Source organism: Pseudomonas sp. Pseusp16 (genome assembly GCF_047324915.1).
In the GTDB taxonomy this organism is placed as follows: Bacteria; Pseudomonadota; Gammaproteobacteria; order Pseudomonadales; family Pseudomonadaceae; genus Aquipseudomonas; species Aquipseudomonas fluorescens_CD.
In genome coordinates, this window is record NZ_CP168522.1 from 3,136,293 (window position 1) to 3,151,204 (window position 14,912).

Genomic DNA, 14,912 nt, shown 5'->3' on the forward strand with positions numbered 1-14,912 from the left:
CTTGGGGCATAATGCCGACACTTTCATGACCATTGAGGGAATTTATCTCCATGCCCTCGTCTTATTCCCCCCTCGGCTGTAGGGTTTTATTTCAGATGATCAAATCTTTGCGTCCATTGCTGTTGGCCGGTTTTCTTTTTCCCCTGGCCCTCTCCGTTTCCGCAGCTCCCATCAACACTGCGTTGTCGCCCAACGTTGAAAAAGCCCTGAAAGCCAGCAAGTTGCAGGACAACGCCCTGTCGCTGGTGATGATCCCGCTCACCGGCCCCGGCACCCCGACGGTGTTCAACGCAGACGTCTCGGTCAACCCGGCGTCGACCATGAAACTGGTCACCACCTACGCGGCCCTGGAAATGCTCGGCCCGAACCACCAGTGGAAAACCGAGTTCTACACCGACGGCACCCTCAGTGGCGGCATCCTCAACGGCAACCTCTACCTCAAGGGTGGCGGCGATCCGAAGCTGAACATGGAAAAACTCTGGCTGCTGATGCGTGACCTGCGTGCCAACGGCGTCACCCAGGTCACCGGTGACCTGGTGCTGGATAAAACCTTCTTCGTGCAACCGCAACTGCCGGAGTTCAATGACGACGGCAACGACGAGAACAAGCCGTTCCTGGTCAAACCCGACTCGCTGCTGGTCAACCTCAAGGCGCTGCGCTTCGTCGCGCGCAATGACTCGGGCAAGGTGCTGGTCTCGGTGGAACCGCCGATTGCGAGCATCCGCATCGACAACCAGGTCAAGGCCCTCAACTCCAAGCAATGCACCGGTGGCGTGCGCTACAACCCGGTGGCACAGGCCGATGGCAGCGTGACCGTGACGGTTGGCGGTCAACTGGGTGAAGGCTGCAGCTCGCAGACTTACCTGTCGCTGCTCGACCATGCGACCTACACCGCCGGCGCCGTCCGGGCGATCTGGAAGGAACTGGGTGGCAGCATCCAGGGCAAGGATGTGCTGGCGCCAACACCGAAAGACGCCAAGGTACTGGCCCGGGCATTCTCGCCGGACCTGGCGGAAGTCATCCGCGACATCAACAAGTACAGCAACAACACCATGGCCCAGCAGTTGTTCCTGAGCCTTGGTCAACGCTTCCGCACCGATGCCGATGGTGACGACGCCAAGGCCGCCCAGCGTGTGGTGCGTCAGTGGCTGGCGAAAAAAGGCATCACCGCGCCGCATCTGGTGATGGAGAACGGCTCCGGCCTGTCCCGCTCCGAGCGCGTCAGCGCCCGGGAAATGGCCTCGATGCTTGAAGCGGCGTGGCACAGCCCGTATGCCGCCGAATACATCAGCTCGATGCCGATTGCCGGCACCGACGGCACCATGCGCAAGCGCCTCAAGACCACTGCGATGCGCGGTGAAGCCCACGTCAAGACCGGTACCCTGAACACCGTGCGGGCGATTGCCGGCTTCAGTCGCGACGTCAACGGCAATACCTGGGCAGTGGTAGCGATCCTCAACGACAAGGCCCCGTTCGGCGCCTCTTCAGTGCTCGATCAGGTGCTGCTCGACCTGTACCGCCAACCGAAAACGCCGCAGACGGCTTCGGTTCTGTAAAGCACCACACACCCCATGTGGGAGCGGGCTTGCTCGCGAAGACGGCGGCACATCCAACCTCGATGTGACTGACAAACCGCCTTCGCGAGCAAGCCCGCTCCCACATGAGTCGCGTACAACCCGGGTTAATTCATCTCCCCTTCTACCCGATCCCTTCCTGCCTGCTTCGCCGCATAGACCCCCGAGTCCGCGCGTAACAGCAAGGCATCGGCGCCCTCTCCGGCCCGCCAACTGGCAATCCCGAAACTGGCGGTAACGGTACCGACATCTTCGATGGGTGAACTGCGCAAGCCTTGCCACAATTGCCGGGCCAAAATGTAGGCATGTTCGCCGTTGATATCCGGGCACAGCACCATGAACTCCTCACCGCCCAAGCGGCAGAACACATCGGTGCGACGCAACCGGTGGCCGATCCGTTGGCAGACCGCCTGCAACACCCGATCACCGATGGCATGGCCATGCAGGTCATTGATGCGCTTGAAATGGTCGATATCGAGCATGATCACCGACAAATCCCCACCGCCGCGCTCTACCCTGGCCATTTCGGTGGTCAGGCGCTCCTGGAAATAACGCCGATTGTGGATACCGGTCAACGAATCGGTGACCGACAATGCGCGCAATTCTTCTTCCACCCGCTTCATATCGGAAATGTCCGAGACGTAGCCGTGCCACAGCACACCACCACCAGGCAGCTCCTCCGGAGTGGCTTCGCCGCGAACCCAACGCAAACCACGTTGCGGCAGTTGCACGCGGTACTCTTCACGCCAGGGGCTGAGGGTGTCGGCCGAGGCGCGGATCGAAGCGCGGACACGGGTGGTGTCCTGCGGGTGAATCCGGGTGAAGATCGACTCGGCATTGAGCAGCAGCACGTCGGGTTCCAGCTCGTAGATCTCGCGAATGCCGTCGCTGGCGTAGATCACACTGAAGCGCCCGTCGAACTCCATCTTGAACTGGTAGATGCCACCGGGTACGTGGGCGCTGAGTTTCTTCAACAGCAGGTCCCGTGCCGCGAGCGCTTCATGGACCCGTTTGCGTTCGGTGATATCGATGCACACCGCCAGGTGCCCGACCCACAGGCCTTGTTCGTCGAGCACCGGCGTCGCGAGCATGTTGACCATCAAATGGCTGCCATCGCCGCGCACCAACGTCCATTCCCGCGCCTCGTGGCTGCCCTCCATGTCACCTTCGACCAGCATCGCGTGGCAGGCTGGAACCGGTTTGCCATAACGTGCACTCAACTCTGCCGAGCGAGCGGCCAGTTCCCGGGGCAGGTGGAGGTTCTCCAGGGTCATATGGCCGACCACTTCGGCACTGGTATAGCCAAGCATCTGCTCGGCACCCGCGTTGAAAGTGCTGATGATGCCGCGCAGGTCGGTGGCGATGATCGCAACCTGGGTGGCGGCATTCAGCACGCCACGCAACTGACCATGGGTGCCGCGCAGTTCTTGCTCTCGATCGCGCAGCTCCTGGGTGCGTTGCTCGACCAGCCTCAACGCCCGCTGCCGCTGACTGACCAGCACATACAGCAAGGCACTGAGCAACACGCTGAGCAAACCACCCAGCACCATCACACTGGTCACCGATGAATGATTGGCCTGGATAAAGGCCTCGCTGGGCTGGATATCAACTTGATAGTCATGGTCGGCCATGCGCAACAGGCGCGTGGCGGACAACTCGCTGATGGCCGGCGGGTTGGGCGACTCGAACAGCACTTCATGCTGGTCGTCGGTCGACAAATCGAGGATGCGCACCGATAGATAATCGCGGCTCGCTTCAGGCAGTCCGTCCGCCAGCAACTGGCGCATGCTGATCACGGCCATGACATAACCGTAGGGCTTCGTGGCCTTGTGGTATTGACTGTTGCGCTGCATGACCGGCGCGACCAGCAGCACCCCCCGTGCATAAGCCGGCTCGATATTCACCAGATGCATCGGTTGCGACACTGCCATACCGGCATGCTGATCAGCCCGATCGAGCGTGGCACGCCGCAGCGGCTGGGCCAGCAAGTCGTAACCGAGGGGAGAACCGAGTTTGCTTTGGGTCTGGCTATAGAGCACCACCACGTACTCGTCGCGTTCGCCCGCCAGTTTCAGCTGACCGTCGGCATCGAGTTCGCGCAGGGTGAAGTTACTAAGGCCTTCGTCACGCACACGGCGCTCGAACGCCGCCCGCTGCTCGCCGGTGACCCGTTCCGCGTAGGAATAGGCTTGGGTTCGCAGCAGCAAAGGCTGGGTATAACCGTCGAATTCCGCTCGGGAAACCGAATCGGAATTGGCGAAAAAACGGCGCAGGCCATCGAGGCGCTGCTCCTGATCTTCGAAACGCTCTTCGATACGGCTGTAACGCTCACTGGCCAGCAGTTGAAAGCGTTGCCGCAATTGATGGTGAAACAGATTCAGCGTTGACCACGCCAACAACCCAGTGAGCACCCCGCCGACAAGTAACACCAGCAGCGCGATCAGCCAGGCCGAGACATCTTCGCTGATAAACCCCAGGATTTTTGGGCGCACGGCGTGCAACGACATAAAACGCAAACTCAAAACGCCAGGTGCGGGAAAGCCCTTTGGCCATGAGTTGAGTTATAGCTATTAGCCACTAATTTGACCAGTACCCTGTAGGAGCGAGCTCTGCTCGCGATGGGCTCAAGTACTCCGCGTGCATTCAGAAAGCACGCGTTATCGTTATCGACCATCGCGAGCAAGCTCGCTCCTACAGGTGGGTTCAACCGTCAACGAGCCATGATTTTCCAGGCGCGATGGATCTTGGCGTTGCGGGCAAAATCCGGATCGATGGTCTGGGCGGTGATTTCCTCGACCGCATAACGCTCGCCGAGGTTGGCCTCCAGTTCGAACTTGCGGAAGTTGTTGGAGAAGTACAACACCCCACCAGGCGCCAGACGCGCCATGGCCAGGTCAATCAGTTGCACCTGGTCGCGCTGCACGTCGAACACGCCTTCCATGCGCTTGGAGTTGGAGAACGTCGGCGGGTCGATGAAGATCAGCTCGTACTCGTCACGACTGGCTTCGAGCCACGCCATCACATCTCCCTGCTCCAGGCGGTTCTTGTCGGAAAAACCGTTCAGTGACAGGTTGCGGCGTGCCCAGTCCAGATAGGTTTTCGACAGGTCGACACTGGTGGTGCTGCGCGCGCCGCCCTTGGCCGCATGCACACTGGCCGTTGCGGTATAGCAGAACAGATTGAGGAAGCGTTTGCCGGCCGCCTCTTTCTGGATACGCATGCGCATCGGCCGGTGGTCGAGGAACAGACCGGTGTCGAGGTAGTCGGTGAGGTTCACCAACAGCTTCACGCCGCCTTCATTGACCTCGACAAATTTGCCCTGCGCCGCCTGGCGCTCGTATTGTTTGGTGCCACTCTGACGCTCGCGGCGCTTGACCACCACACGGCTCTTGTCGATGTTCAACGCCTGCGGGATGGCTGCCAGGGCATCGAACATGCGGGCCGATGCTTTTTCCGGATCGATGGATTTCGGCGCGGCGTATTCCTGCACATGGACCCAATCGTGATACAGGTCGATGGCCATTGAGTATTCCGGCATGTCGGCATCGTAGACGCGGTAGCAGTCGATGCCTTCACGCTTGACCCACTTGCCCATGGCCTTGAGGTTCTTTTGCAGGCGGTTGGCGAACATCTGCCCGCCTTCGCTCAGACGCGGCTGCTCGACCACCGGAGCCGGTGCCGGTGTCGGCTTGATCGGGTTGCCGTTTTTGTTGAACTTGCGTTCCTGCGGCTCGTTTGGCGCCTGATCATAGGCGGCTTGTTCACGCTCGACCTGGCGTTGCTCCGGGGTGCGGCGCTCGCCGGTGACGAACTGGTCCGGCAGCACTTTGATCAGCAGCAGCTTGCACGGCAAGGCGCCGTTCCAGAACGAATACTGCTTGTGGCTGCGGATGCCCATGCGCTTGCCCAGGTCCGGCGCGCCGGTGAACACCGCCGCTTCCCAGTTCAGGCAGGCCTGGCGCAGGCGTTCGCCGAGGTTCTGGTAGAGGTAGAGCAGGCTCGCCTCGTCGCCCAGACGCTCGCCGTACGGAGGGTTACAGATCACCAGGCCTTTCTGGTTCTGGTCCGGGCGCGGCTCGAAAGTCGCGACTTCACCCTGATAGATCTTGATCCACTCGCTCAGGCCGGCCCGTTCGACGTTGTTACGGCCCGGTTGAATCAGTCGTGGATCGGCTTCATAGCCGCGAATCCACAACGGTGGCTTGGCCAGCCCGGCCTCTGCGCGCTCGGACGCTTCTTCGTGGAGTTTTTTCCACAGCGCCGGAACGTGACCGAGCCAGGCGGTGAAGCCCCACTGCTCGCGACGCAGGTTCGGCGCGATGTCGGCGGCGATCATCGCCGCTTCCACCAGGAACGTGCCGACACCACACATCGGGTCGGCCAGAGCGCCGCCTTCGGCTGCGATACGTGGCCAGCCGGAACGAATCAGGATCGCGGCCGCGAGGTTTTCCTTCAGCGGTGCCGCACCTTGCTGCAGGCGATAACCACGCTGGTGCAGGCTGTGACCGGACAGGTCGAGGGACAGGATGGCTTCGCCACGGTCCAGGCGCAGGTGGATGCGCAGGTCCGGGTTGAGCTTGTCGATGGACGGACGGTCGCCTTGCGGGGTGCGCAACTTGTCGACGATGGCGTCCTTGACCTTCAGTGCGCCGAAGTGGGTGTTGTCGATACCCGAGCCATGGCCGCTGAATTCGACGGCCAGGGTGCCGTCATTGAGCATGTGGTCTTCCCACTCGATGTCCAGCACGCCGTGGTACAGGTCTTCGGCATCTTTCATCGGGAAACGCTTGAGCACCAGCAGCACGCGGTTGGCCAAGCGCGACCACAGGCACAGGCGATAAGCGGTTTCCATCGTGGCCATGCCGCGCACGGCAGAGGTGTGCTCCCGCGCTTCCTCAAGGCCAAGCCCGACGGCTTCCTCGATGAGCAGGCCTTCAAGGCCTTTTGGGCAAGTGAGGAAGAGTTCGAAACGATCGGACATGGGAATTCCAGAACCTTTAGCTGAGTGACCGGGCAACGCATTGCCGGTCCGGTTTTCAATCAGGCGCTTTTCTCGAAGAGCGCCCGCGTAGCACGAAGTTGTGCCGTTCCACCCTTGCTGCCCGGGTTAAATGAGCTTAGATGCAAGGGCAGATAAAAAAGTTGATGCAACAAAATGTCATAAGTCGACCCTTCGTCGAATAGTGCTTCCCGGCAACGGGAGCCATTCTCACTAAAGGATTAAGCCCATCATCCAGCGCAGGGCCGATCATACCGGGGTTTGGCCAATAAATACGCTACAAACACGCTGTTACTTATGGCCTTAGCACATTAATAGTTACGTCCTTATGACAAAACGATCATTCCCTCGATGTGACGCATTGGTTAGAACTCAATACAGGTTGGCGCCACAACGGACGCCAACACCTTGGCTCGCCACGCCGGCAGCGAGCCCCCAACGGCAGACATTTCTGCCAGACCTCGATTGAGGTCAACGCGATAAATACAGTCAACAAGTGAGGGCAACACCCTATGAGAAGACTTAAGCGTGATCCGTTGGAAAGAGCATTTTTGCGCGGATATCAATATGGCGTTGGTGGTAAATCCCGTGAGCTTTGCCCATTTACTCTACCGTCGGTACGTCAAGCCTGGATCAACGGCTGGCGAGAAGGACGCGGCGACAACTGGGACGGTATGACCGGCACTGCGGGAATCCACAGACTCAACGAACTTCACGCCGTCGGCTAATTACAGGGCACAACACTCCGACACGACAATCTGATTTTGTACTGAATTAACCACGCACGTCCCATCCGGACGGCGGGCTCCGGCCCAGGGGCTCCTTTTAAGGAGCCCTTTTTTATGCCTGCTTATTGGCCCAGAACAACCCCTTGTAGGAGCGAGCTCGCTCGCGATGAACCCGAGAACACCGCGTGTATCCAGAAAGCACGCGTTATCGTTAACGACCATCGCGAGCAAGCTCGCTCCTACAAGTACAAAGGCTCAGCGCAGTGCTGCGATGGCGTCTACGGATTCACGAATCAGCGCCGGGCCTTTGTAGATGAAGCCCGAATAGATTTGCACCAGGCTCGCGCCTGCGGTGATTTTCTCCGCCGCGTGCTTGCCTTCGGTAATGCCACCGGCAGCGATGATCGGCAGGCGACCACCCAGCTCCGATGCCAGCACTTTCACGGTGTGGGTGCTCTTGTCGCGAACCGGTGCGCCAGACAGACCACCGGCCTCGTCGCCATGCTCCATGCCTTCGACGCCTACGCGGCTCAGGGTGGTGTTGGTGGCGATGACGGCATCCATTCCGGTTTCGATCAGCGCTTGTGCAACCTGCGCGGTTTCTTCGTCGCTCATGTCCGGCGCGATCTTGATCGCCAGCGGTACATGCTTGCCGTGACGCAAGGCCAGCTCCGCACGGCGCTCGGCCAGATCAGCCAGCAGCTGCTTGAGCGAGTCACCGAATTGCAGGCTGCGCAGGCCCGGCGTGTTCGGCGAACTGACGTTGACCGTCACATAGCTGGCGTGGGCGTAAACCTTGTCCAGGCAGATCAGGTAGTCATCCACCGCGCGCTCGACCGGCGTATCGAAGTTCTTGCCGATGTTGATACCCAGCACGCCCTTGTACTTGGCCGCCGCCACACGGGCCAGCAGGTGGTCGACGCCGAGGTTGTTGAAGCCCATGCGATTGATGATCGCCTCGGCCTCCGGCAGACGGAACAGGCGTGGCTTCGGGTTGCCCGGCTGCGGACGCGGCGTGATGGTGCCGATTTCGACAAAACCGAAACCCAGTTGGGCGAACCCATCGATGGCCGCGCCGTTCTTGTCCAGGCCGGCAGCCAGTCCCACCGGATTCGGGAAGTCCAGGCCCATGACATTCACCGGCATCTTCGCCGGGGCCTTGCACAGCAAGCCGTTGAGCCCAAGACGTCCGCCCGCGCCGATCAGGTCCAGGGACAGATCGTGGGAGGTTTCCGGGGAGAGTTTGAACAACAGCTGACGGGCCAGGGTGTACATGGGCGGGTTGGACTCAGGGCGGCGAAAAGTGGCGGGGATTATAGCCGGGTGGAGGGTTGGGGGCGAGCGACGACATGAAACGATCAATGGAAATTGTAGTGGTCTAATTTCCCCGGACACCTCGATAGATGCATTCTCCACCTATCGAGGTATCCGGAATCAGTTGACCACTGCAAATCGCTGCGAACATTTACAGTTCGACGCTACGCCTCTGAATTCCCGTCCAGCTTCTTGGGTGTACCTTGTGAACAGCTCCAGACGAAGGGAAAGTAGATGAGCATCAGCATCATTGCCACGCAGACATTCACAATATGGCCTTGAGTGTTGTCACTGTAATCAGTCCTCTCCAACAGAGAGGTCACCGCAGCCCCCACAAACTGAGCCCCTAAAAACGCCATAGAACGGGTAGGGAAATAGGTCGTTGCCGTATCAGCGAGTTGTTCCACCGACGGCAAACGTACTTGCGCTCGCAGCTGCCGAGCACGTTGCTCCACTGACTCGGGATCCGGCATAGAGGGCCTCAATCCCAATGACGGAGAAAAGACAAATCTGCTTAGAACAGAGATGACGCTGTCAGCAGTCTCTCCTGAGCCATTCAATACGCCCTGGATCAAGTCTGCGACCACACTGTGGCCGAGCCCCGCAGAAAACCGCCCCGAACCACTGAGTGGCACAAAGGCACTCACTTCTGCCAGTACAAGCTGGCACATTCCATACGACGCCATGCTTGCCCCGGTCGACTTGATAGTCGATCCACCTGCGTTATCCTTCAGAAAAAAAACGGATTGGAATGCTTCTCGAAGCGCGCAATAGAGAATTGTTTTGCTCGCGTTAGGTACCAAACCCTCCAACCCACCGGTAAGTGCGGCGAAAAGCAGCCCACCGGCTACGATGCTGGCCATGCACACCCGTCCAAGCCGCGTATAGGTATTGTCCGTATTCGCACGCCAATCGAGAACAGCTCCCAACACACTCAATCCCGCAACGACGAGGACTTCAGCGACCACAACCAATTCGGGGCCCATTTCGCCGAAGTCGGTCGTACTGGTGAATTGTGCCGCGTAAAATGCGAAGGCCTCGCGCGCGATGGTAGTCATAGCGACGATCCCCCCGGTGCGCGCGGCAGCGTTCAGCAGGTTAGTCCCCGTTAGAAAATCTTTGCATACCTCAAAAACCGCCAAGATTCGATCTTCGCGGGTACTCGCGCCCCTCAACGCGGCTTCAGACAATATTTCATTTGTCCCGGTGTTTTTCCCACCATCGAGATAGAGAAGCACATCATCTACCTGCCGCCGCCCTGATTCGCCGAATTCACTAATGCAGCGATCCAATTGCCCCGATATCGGAGCCAGATGCGTCAACGTCGCTAAAGTTTGCCGCCTCGTTCCCAGCCTCTTGACTTGAACATCCATCCCCGCAAGATCAAGCGCATCAATCAGGGAGCTACCCTTCTGCGCAGTTGAAGATGACGTAGCACTGTCTAAAAAGGTGCGAAAGTTTTCAGTCCCTGAGCCAATCGAATTAACCATTTTTTTGCTCTAAGTTGTTGGATGCATTTTTTTCAAGGCTATCGAGCGGTCGTCACCACTCATTCTTTTCCCACGCCTCGTCCCCAATCGGCTGGAACACCTCCCGCATGAAGCCCTTGACGAACAGGTCCATGCTGAACGCCAGGGAGTTCGCGCCGCTGACTTCCTTGTAAAGCAGCGAGTCCTCCAGTTTCTCGTCCTTCAATCGAACCAGAACCTGCAGGGTGACCGCCATCAACGCCTTGGCAGTGGGGTAAACAGGTGATTCACCATCCGCCCCCCGCAGCGAGCGGAGATATTCATGGATGGCGTTCTTTCCTTGCCCTTCCATCGCCAACAGGTGTTGATACAGACGCTCGAACTCGGGGTCCGGGCGCTTGCTGCCAGAGCGTTCCTGACTGGCAGCAAGCAAACGCGACTCAAGCGTCTCGACCGATGGGTTTGCACCGTGCGCCATCGTGCTGGAGCTGTTGACGGTTTCAATCTTCATGGCGGACCTCGGTCGGGGCAGTTTGATTGCAACCGGCCGAGCGTTCGGCAAAGGTCGAATACAGATCCGTGAGGGCCTGCATGGAAACCCGGTCCAGAGCGCGAACCGACTCCGGCAGATTCGCCACGCACGCCAGCAACCGCGGTTCCAGCCGTTGCCGGGCCGTTTCCACATCGAATTCGAGCAACTGATCCGCAAGCCGCACCACATAGCGCTCTTGCGGGTGATAGTCGAGGACCAGTTCGCCGGACCAGAGCCCGCGCAAGCGCTCGCGCAGTTCCTTGCCTTGCGGCCGGCAATGCAGTGGCAGCAGCACTTGCAACACCGCGCCCGTGTCGCCCGGTTGCTCGCTCAGCCAGCGCTCCAGCATGTCATCCAGCCATTCGGGACGACTCAAGGCTTGTGCGAGCAAATCGCGGGCGGCCTGCGCAAGGTCTTTGCGCAATTGCAGCCCCAGCGCCTGGGACTTCAGCAAACCGTCAGCCAACTGCCCGGTCGCGCACAAGATGCCCTCGGCATAGCCTTCCTGAAAGGCCTGGGCGCAAACTGCCACGGCATCACGTCGGGCCTGCTCGATACAATCACGGGCCCAGCGCTGCGCCTGCTGCTGCAAGGTGCGACGCCGACGCGCGGCGGCAATGTCCTCGCGCAACACCAGCGCCTCGCTCGACTCGGGAAGTTCAGTCAGGGTTCGGATAGTGTCGAGCATGCTGCACCGCCAGAAAGAAAAGCACCGGGCTGGGTTCAGTGACCGGCCATTGCTTGTGCAAGCGCACAACCGGTTCGGAAAATTGCAGGGCCAGGCGTTCGAGCAACATGGCCGGTACTTGCTCGTGCCAGCTCCATAACGCATTGAGGCCAGCGGCTTCGACCTGTTCCATTGAAACAGGCAAGGATTCGATTGGCAGGCCGCTTCTGACTCTTAAGTTGCAACCGGCGAACCGGCGCAATGGCAATGGCAGGCAGAGCAGCGCCGCTCCTCGCGCCAGATCGGGCATCAAGCGATGAGCGCCCATCAACCTGGCGATTCGGGGCAATAGTCGCCAATGGCGAACCCATTGTTTCGCCACGGAGGTCAGCGATGACGAAGGCCACGGACCTTGCAATTCCAGACCTTCAAGCACTATCCGGTTGAGCAGGTTTCTTGCCTCAGGGCTATCGAATCCCGCCGGGACAGTCAGGCGCTGAGGGTGCAGGTAACCCAGAGGCTCGGCGAGAATTTGCCCTAAACATTCAGCGTGCGACATCACGCCCTCCTGCGTTCGAATGGCGGTAAGTCCAGGCTGTGCCACCGGCCAACAACAGTCCGGTGATTACGGCCAACAACCACGTCCAGTACGAATGCCCCTGCGTGGCGGCCACGGACGGCGCGACATGCTGTGTCGGGGACCGTTTCGACAACACTACCGAGATGTTCTCGTACTCGACCGTCGCAAAACTGTTCTTGAGAAAACGTTTGATATTGGTGATCAGCAATTGCGGTTCGATATCGCGCTCATGGATTGCCACCGCCGAGAGGTGAATGGGCGGCGACTTGCGCCCGCCTTCACCGGCATCCAGGTCGTAGCTGACATGTACCCGCGCTGAAACCACACCTTCGAGCACACCCAGCGACTGTTCGAGCCGCTGCTCCAGCGCTGAGTACAGCCGGGCTTTTTCAGCGCGGGGCGAGGCGACCAAAGAGTCGGCGGGAAACATCTCCGCCACTTGCAGGCGTGGCCTGGAGGGCAGCGAATAGAGGTTGAGCAAATCGACGGCGGCGGAAAAATCCACCTGATCGATTTTCACCGAATAGCCGGATTTGCCAGCGTCGATTTTCACCGCCGCGATGTTGTTGCGTTGCAGGACCGACAGCACTTCATTGGCCTGCTGCTGGTCCAGCCCTTCGAGCAGATTGGGTTGGCGACACCCCGACAGCGCCAGGCACAACAGCATCAACAACACGCCTGGCTTCATGACGCACGCAACAGGGTTTCGGCCGTGCCGACCGCTTTGCGCACCAGCACGTTGAGCAAATTGATGTCCACGTTGTATTGCCCGGTCATCTCCTGCAATTGCGCCAATACTTCAGGGCTGGCGATATCGGGGCTTTGCATTACCTGGTTGATGGCTGCCACCTCCTGCTCGCTGTTGACTGCGGAACCGGCGAACGCTTCGATCAACCGAGACTCCAGGGAAACGATCGGACCCGCCTGCGGGCCACGCAACTCAGTGAACGCTGTGCGCTGGATTGACGAAGCGAAAATGTTTTCAATAGACATGCGATGCACCCATGAGAATGGCCATCGTCACGCACCAATGGCCGGCCGGAAAGAAAGCGTCAGCGAGCCGCCTGGATGATCGCCATGTCGATGTCCTTGAAGCCCTTGATCGTGTTCGTCTGGGCGTTCCGGAATACCGTGTAGGAGGAAAATGCGGCCTGATAGGCGGCCAGCAGACCGGGGTCCGATGCATCCTTCTTCAAGTCTTCCAACGCTTTGTCCAGCGCGGTCTTGAGGGAGGCGGCACCGTTTTCGAACGCTGCGGCCTGACGCCCGAGAAAGTCATCGGGAAAGTCTATGGGTCTACCGATCTCAGCCATGAATCACCTTTCAGTGTTGTGTTGGAAAATGCCAGGATGACGAGGTCATCTTGATGTAGCCCTGCGGGCCGGTTAGAAACGATTTGCCCTTGAGCGTGTCGTCCTTGAGCTCGACAGCGAAATGCACGAAGCGATTACCCCACTGTCGGTAAAAATCGTCGATGTATTGGCGAGCGGCGGCCAGTTCGGAATCCTGCAAGTTGCCGGTCACTGCAAAGGTGACGCTGTCACCCTGCTCGACCCGGCTATAGCCCAGTGAAAGGCGTTGCAAGCCTTCCTGCGCCAGATCGCTGAGCAGGTGGTCATCCTGTACCTGCACCGCGATATCCCGGGCATAAGGGGCGGCTGCCAGCAGCGCATCAAGCAGTGCTTTTTGCTTTTGGGGCGTCAGCAGATTGCGTTGAGCGCTCAGCAACAGCCGCGGTACCGACGGGTCCTTGAGATCCAGGAAGTGCCAGGCGAGCTGCGGATCATGGTCGACCAACAGCTGCTCCAGTCGACGACGTTCCTGGTCGATCACCAGCACCTTGCCGCTCAACGTGTTGTGGCGCATCAATACCTGCCGGCTCCAGCCGGCATCGCGCTCGGAAGTCACAAATACGTAGACCGAATCATCACGACCGGGCAGCACCTCCACTTGCGCACTGGCACCTGCGATCAGCGCGCGAATATCGGTTTCAGGCGTCGGCTCCGGGACCGACCAGATACCGACTACGCAGACCAGTACAGCCAGCACCAGGCCGCTGGCGGCCCATCGTGTCAAACTGGAGCGCCACCACACTTCAGCGGCTGTATCGGATGAAATGCTGTGGGGCTGGCGCAGAACTTCAGGCGCCCAGGATTGATTCCCGGGACGCAAGGCAATCTGCAGTTCGCCGACCTGCACCCTGGTTTGAAAGGCACAGTGACGTATTTCGGCTGACGCGTTGAGTAGCCGCAGCGAAAGGCCATCCGTCGTGACTTGATCCGTCAGCACCTCAAAATTGCAGCCCCCCTGATCCAGGGGGATGAAGATGGCGTCCGCCGGAACGCTGGTAGCCAATGCCCCCTCCCCCAGCAGATCCACCGCCCCCACCACGAACAAAGTGCTGGTTTCGCCCAGGGAGAATTCGCAGCCTTGCAATGGACCGTTGAGTATCCGTAGCACGCAGGGTTGTGAGGTGGGGGCCGCCAGGTCAGTCACCGTTCAAGCTCCAGAGCCATGAAATGAGTGGCCATGGTAGAAAGGCTGGCGGCAGGACTCCTGATCGAATTCTGCCGATTACACCCCGAAGAGCATCAGAATCGCCCAGCCAACCGTCTCAAGGTGCTGTGATGACCTGGTAGCGCTGCCAGACCTTGCGCGCATAGTGAAGACGCGCGGCTTGCCGGTGAGGTGAATTGCCGGCGTTGTAGGCGCCCACCGCCGTCCAGTTGTAACCATAACGGGCGACAAAACCGGCGAGCACCGACGCACCGACTTCGACCGACAGGCAAGGCTCCTCCAGCAGCCGTTGCTCGGTGATGCCCTGTGCATTCAATCGGGGAAAATGGCTGCTGTTGATCTGCATCAGCCCGATGTCCCGTGTGCCGTCCTTGTTATGGTTGATTGCACCTGGCTGCAGGCCTGATTCGACATCGGCAATCGCCCGGAGCAGTTCGGGTTCGATTGCATGCTGCTCCCCTGCTCGACTCCAGCACCAGGCATGGGCCTGATCCGCGCCAAGACACACCAGCACGATCAACCCGTTGATCAT

The 14,912-nt window shown here is 59.6% G+C and carries 14 protein-coding genes; 2 read left to right on the forward strand and 12 right to left on the reverse strand.

Annotation, left to right across the window (positions count from 1 at the left end; all coding sequences use genetic code 11):
* Positions 1–95: 95 nt before the first annotated feature.
* A complete protein-coding gene (dacB, locus tag ACEN8Q_RS14160) occupies positions 96–1,556 on the forward strand; it encodes a D-alanyl-D-alanine carboxypeptidase/D-alanyl-D-alanine-endopeptidase (protein ID WP_413427376.1) in 1,461 nt (486 codons plus the stop codon).
* A 125-nt stretch (positions 1,557–1,681) separates the two neighbouring features.
* Here dacB and ACEN8Q_RS14165 read toward each other — a convergent pair whose 3' ends face one another.
* Together ACEN8Q_RS14165 and rlmKL are read right to left on the reverse strand one after the other, a co-directional pair.
* Positions 1,682–4,081 carry a diguanylate cyclase gene (locus tag ACEN8Q_RS14165; RefSeq protein WP_413705374.1) on the reverse strand — a complete coding sequence of 800 codons (2,400 nt, stop codon included), beginning with the start codon at positions 4,079–4,081 and terminating at the stop codon, positions 1,682–1,684.
* 203 nt (positions 4,082–4,284) lie between these two features.
* Positions 4,285–6,555 carry a bifunctional 23S rRNA (guanine(2069)-N(7))-methyltransferase RlmK/23S rRNA (guanine(2445)-N(2))-methyltransferase RlmL gene (gene rlmKL / locus ACEN8Q_RS14170; protein ID WP_413422091.1) on the reverse strand — a complete coding sequence of 757 codons (2,271 nt, stop codon included), beginning with the start codon at positions 6,553–6,555 and terminating at the stop codon, positions 4,285–4,287.
* A 530-nt stretch (positions 6,556–7,085) separates the two neighbouring features.
* On the opposite strand from rlmKL, the gene rmf reads away from it, so the two are divergent.
* The gene (gene rmf / locus ACEN8Q_RS14175) at positions 7,086–7,301 is read left to right on the forward strand and encodes a ribosome modulation factor (RefSeq protein WP_003223300.1); all 216 of its coding nucleotides are present in this window, start codon (positions 7,086–7,088) and stop codon (positions 7,299–7,301) included.
* A gap of 255 nt (positions 7,302–7,556) precedes the next feature.
* Here rmf and ACEN8Q_RS14180 read toward each other — a convergent pair whose 3' ends face one another.
* The 10 genes from ACEN8Q_RS14180 to ACEN8Q_RS14225 form a co-directional block, all read right to left on the reverse strand.
* On the reverse strand, positions 7,557–8,576 hold the full coding sequence (locus tag ACEN8Q_RS14180; RefSeq protein ID WP_413422089.1) for a quinone-dependent dihydroorotate dehydrogenase: 1,020 nt from the start codon (positions 8,574–8,576) through the stop codon (positions 7,557–7,559).
* A gap of 203 nt (positions 8,577–8,779) precedes the next feature.
* A complete protein-coding gene (locus ACEN8Q_RS14185; RefSeq protein ID WP_413422087.1) occupies positions 8,780–10,105 on the reverse strand; it encodes a hypothetical protein in 1,326 nt (441 codons plus the stop codon).
* 52 nt (positions 10,106–10,157) lie between these two features.
* On the reverse strand, positions 10,158–10,595 hold the full coding sequence (locus ACEN8Q_RS14190) for a hypothetical protein (RefSeq protein WP_413705375.1): 438 nt from the start codon (positions 10,593–10,595) through the stop codon (positions 10,158–10,160).
* Positions 10,585–11,304: an oxygen-regulated invasion protein OrgB gene (locus ACEN8Q_RS14195; RefSeq protein ID WP_413422083.1), complete on the reverse strand. Its 720-nt coding sequence runs from the start codon at positions 11,302–11,304 to the stop codon at positions 10,585–10,587. Before ACEN8Q_RS14195 ends, ACEN8Q_RS14190 begins: the two co-directional genes overlap by 11 nt.
* Positions 11,276–11,842, reverse strand: a complete 567-nt coding sequence (locus tag ACEN8Q_RS14200; RefSeq protein WP_413705376.1) for a secretion system protein — start codon at positions 11,840–11,842, stop codon at positions 11,276–11,278. The genes ACEN8Q_RS14195 and ACEN8Q_RS14200 overlap by 29 nt, the downstream gene beginning before the upstream one ends.
* Positions 11,829–12,551 (reverse strand): EscJ/YscJ/HrcJ family type III secretion inner membrane ring protein, encoded by a 723-nt coding sequence (locus ACEN8Q_RS14205; RefSeq protein WP_413705377.1) that lies wholly within the window; start codon positions 12,549–12,551, stop codon positions 11,829–11,831. The genes ACEN8Q_RS14200 and ACEN8Q_RS14205 overlap by 14 nt, the downstream gene beginning before the upstream one ends.
* Positions 12,548–12,856, reverse strand: coding sequence for a type III secretion system inner rod subunit SctI (gene sctI, locus ACEN8Q_RS14210; RefSeq protein ID WP_413422077.1), 309 nt, complete (start codon positions 12,854–12,856; stop codon positions 12,548–12,550). Before sctI ends, ACEN8Q_RS14205 begins: the two co-directional genes overlap by 4 nt.
* 59 nt (positions 12,857–12,915) lie before the next feature.
* The gene (gene sctF / locus ACEN8Q_RS14215) at positions 12,916–13,176 is read right to left on the reverse strand and encodes a type III secretion system needle filament subunit SctF (RefSeq protein ID WP_413422075.1); all 261 of its coding nucleotides are present in this window, start codon (positions 13,174–13,176) and stop codon (positions 12,916–12,918) included.
* Positions 13,177–13,186: 10 nt separating this feature from the next.
* The gene (locus ACEN8Q_RS14220) at positions 13,187–14,359 is read right to left on the reverse strand and encodes a PrgH/EprH family type III secretion apparatus protein (protein ID WP_413705378.1); all 1,173 of its coding nucleotides are present in this window, start codon (positions 14,357–14,359) and stop codon (positions 13,187–13,189) included.
* A gap of 118 nt (positions 14,360–14,477) precedes the next feature.
* Entirely contained in the window at positions 14,478–14,912 is a 435-nt protein-coding gene (locus tag ACEN8Q_RS14225) for a transglycosylase SLT domain-containing protein (RefSeq protein ID WP_413705379.1), read from the reverse strand.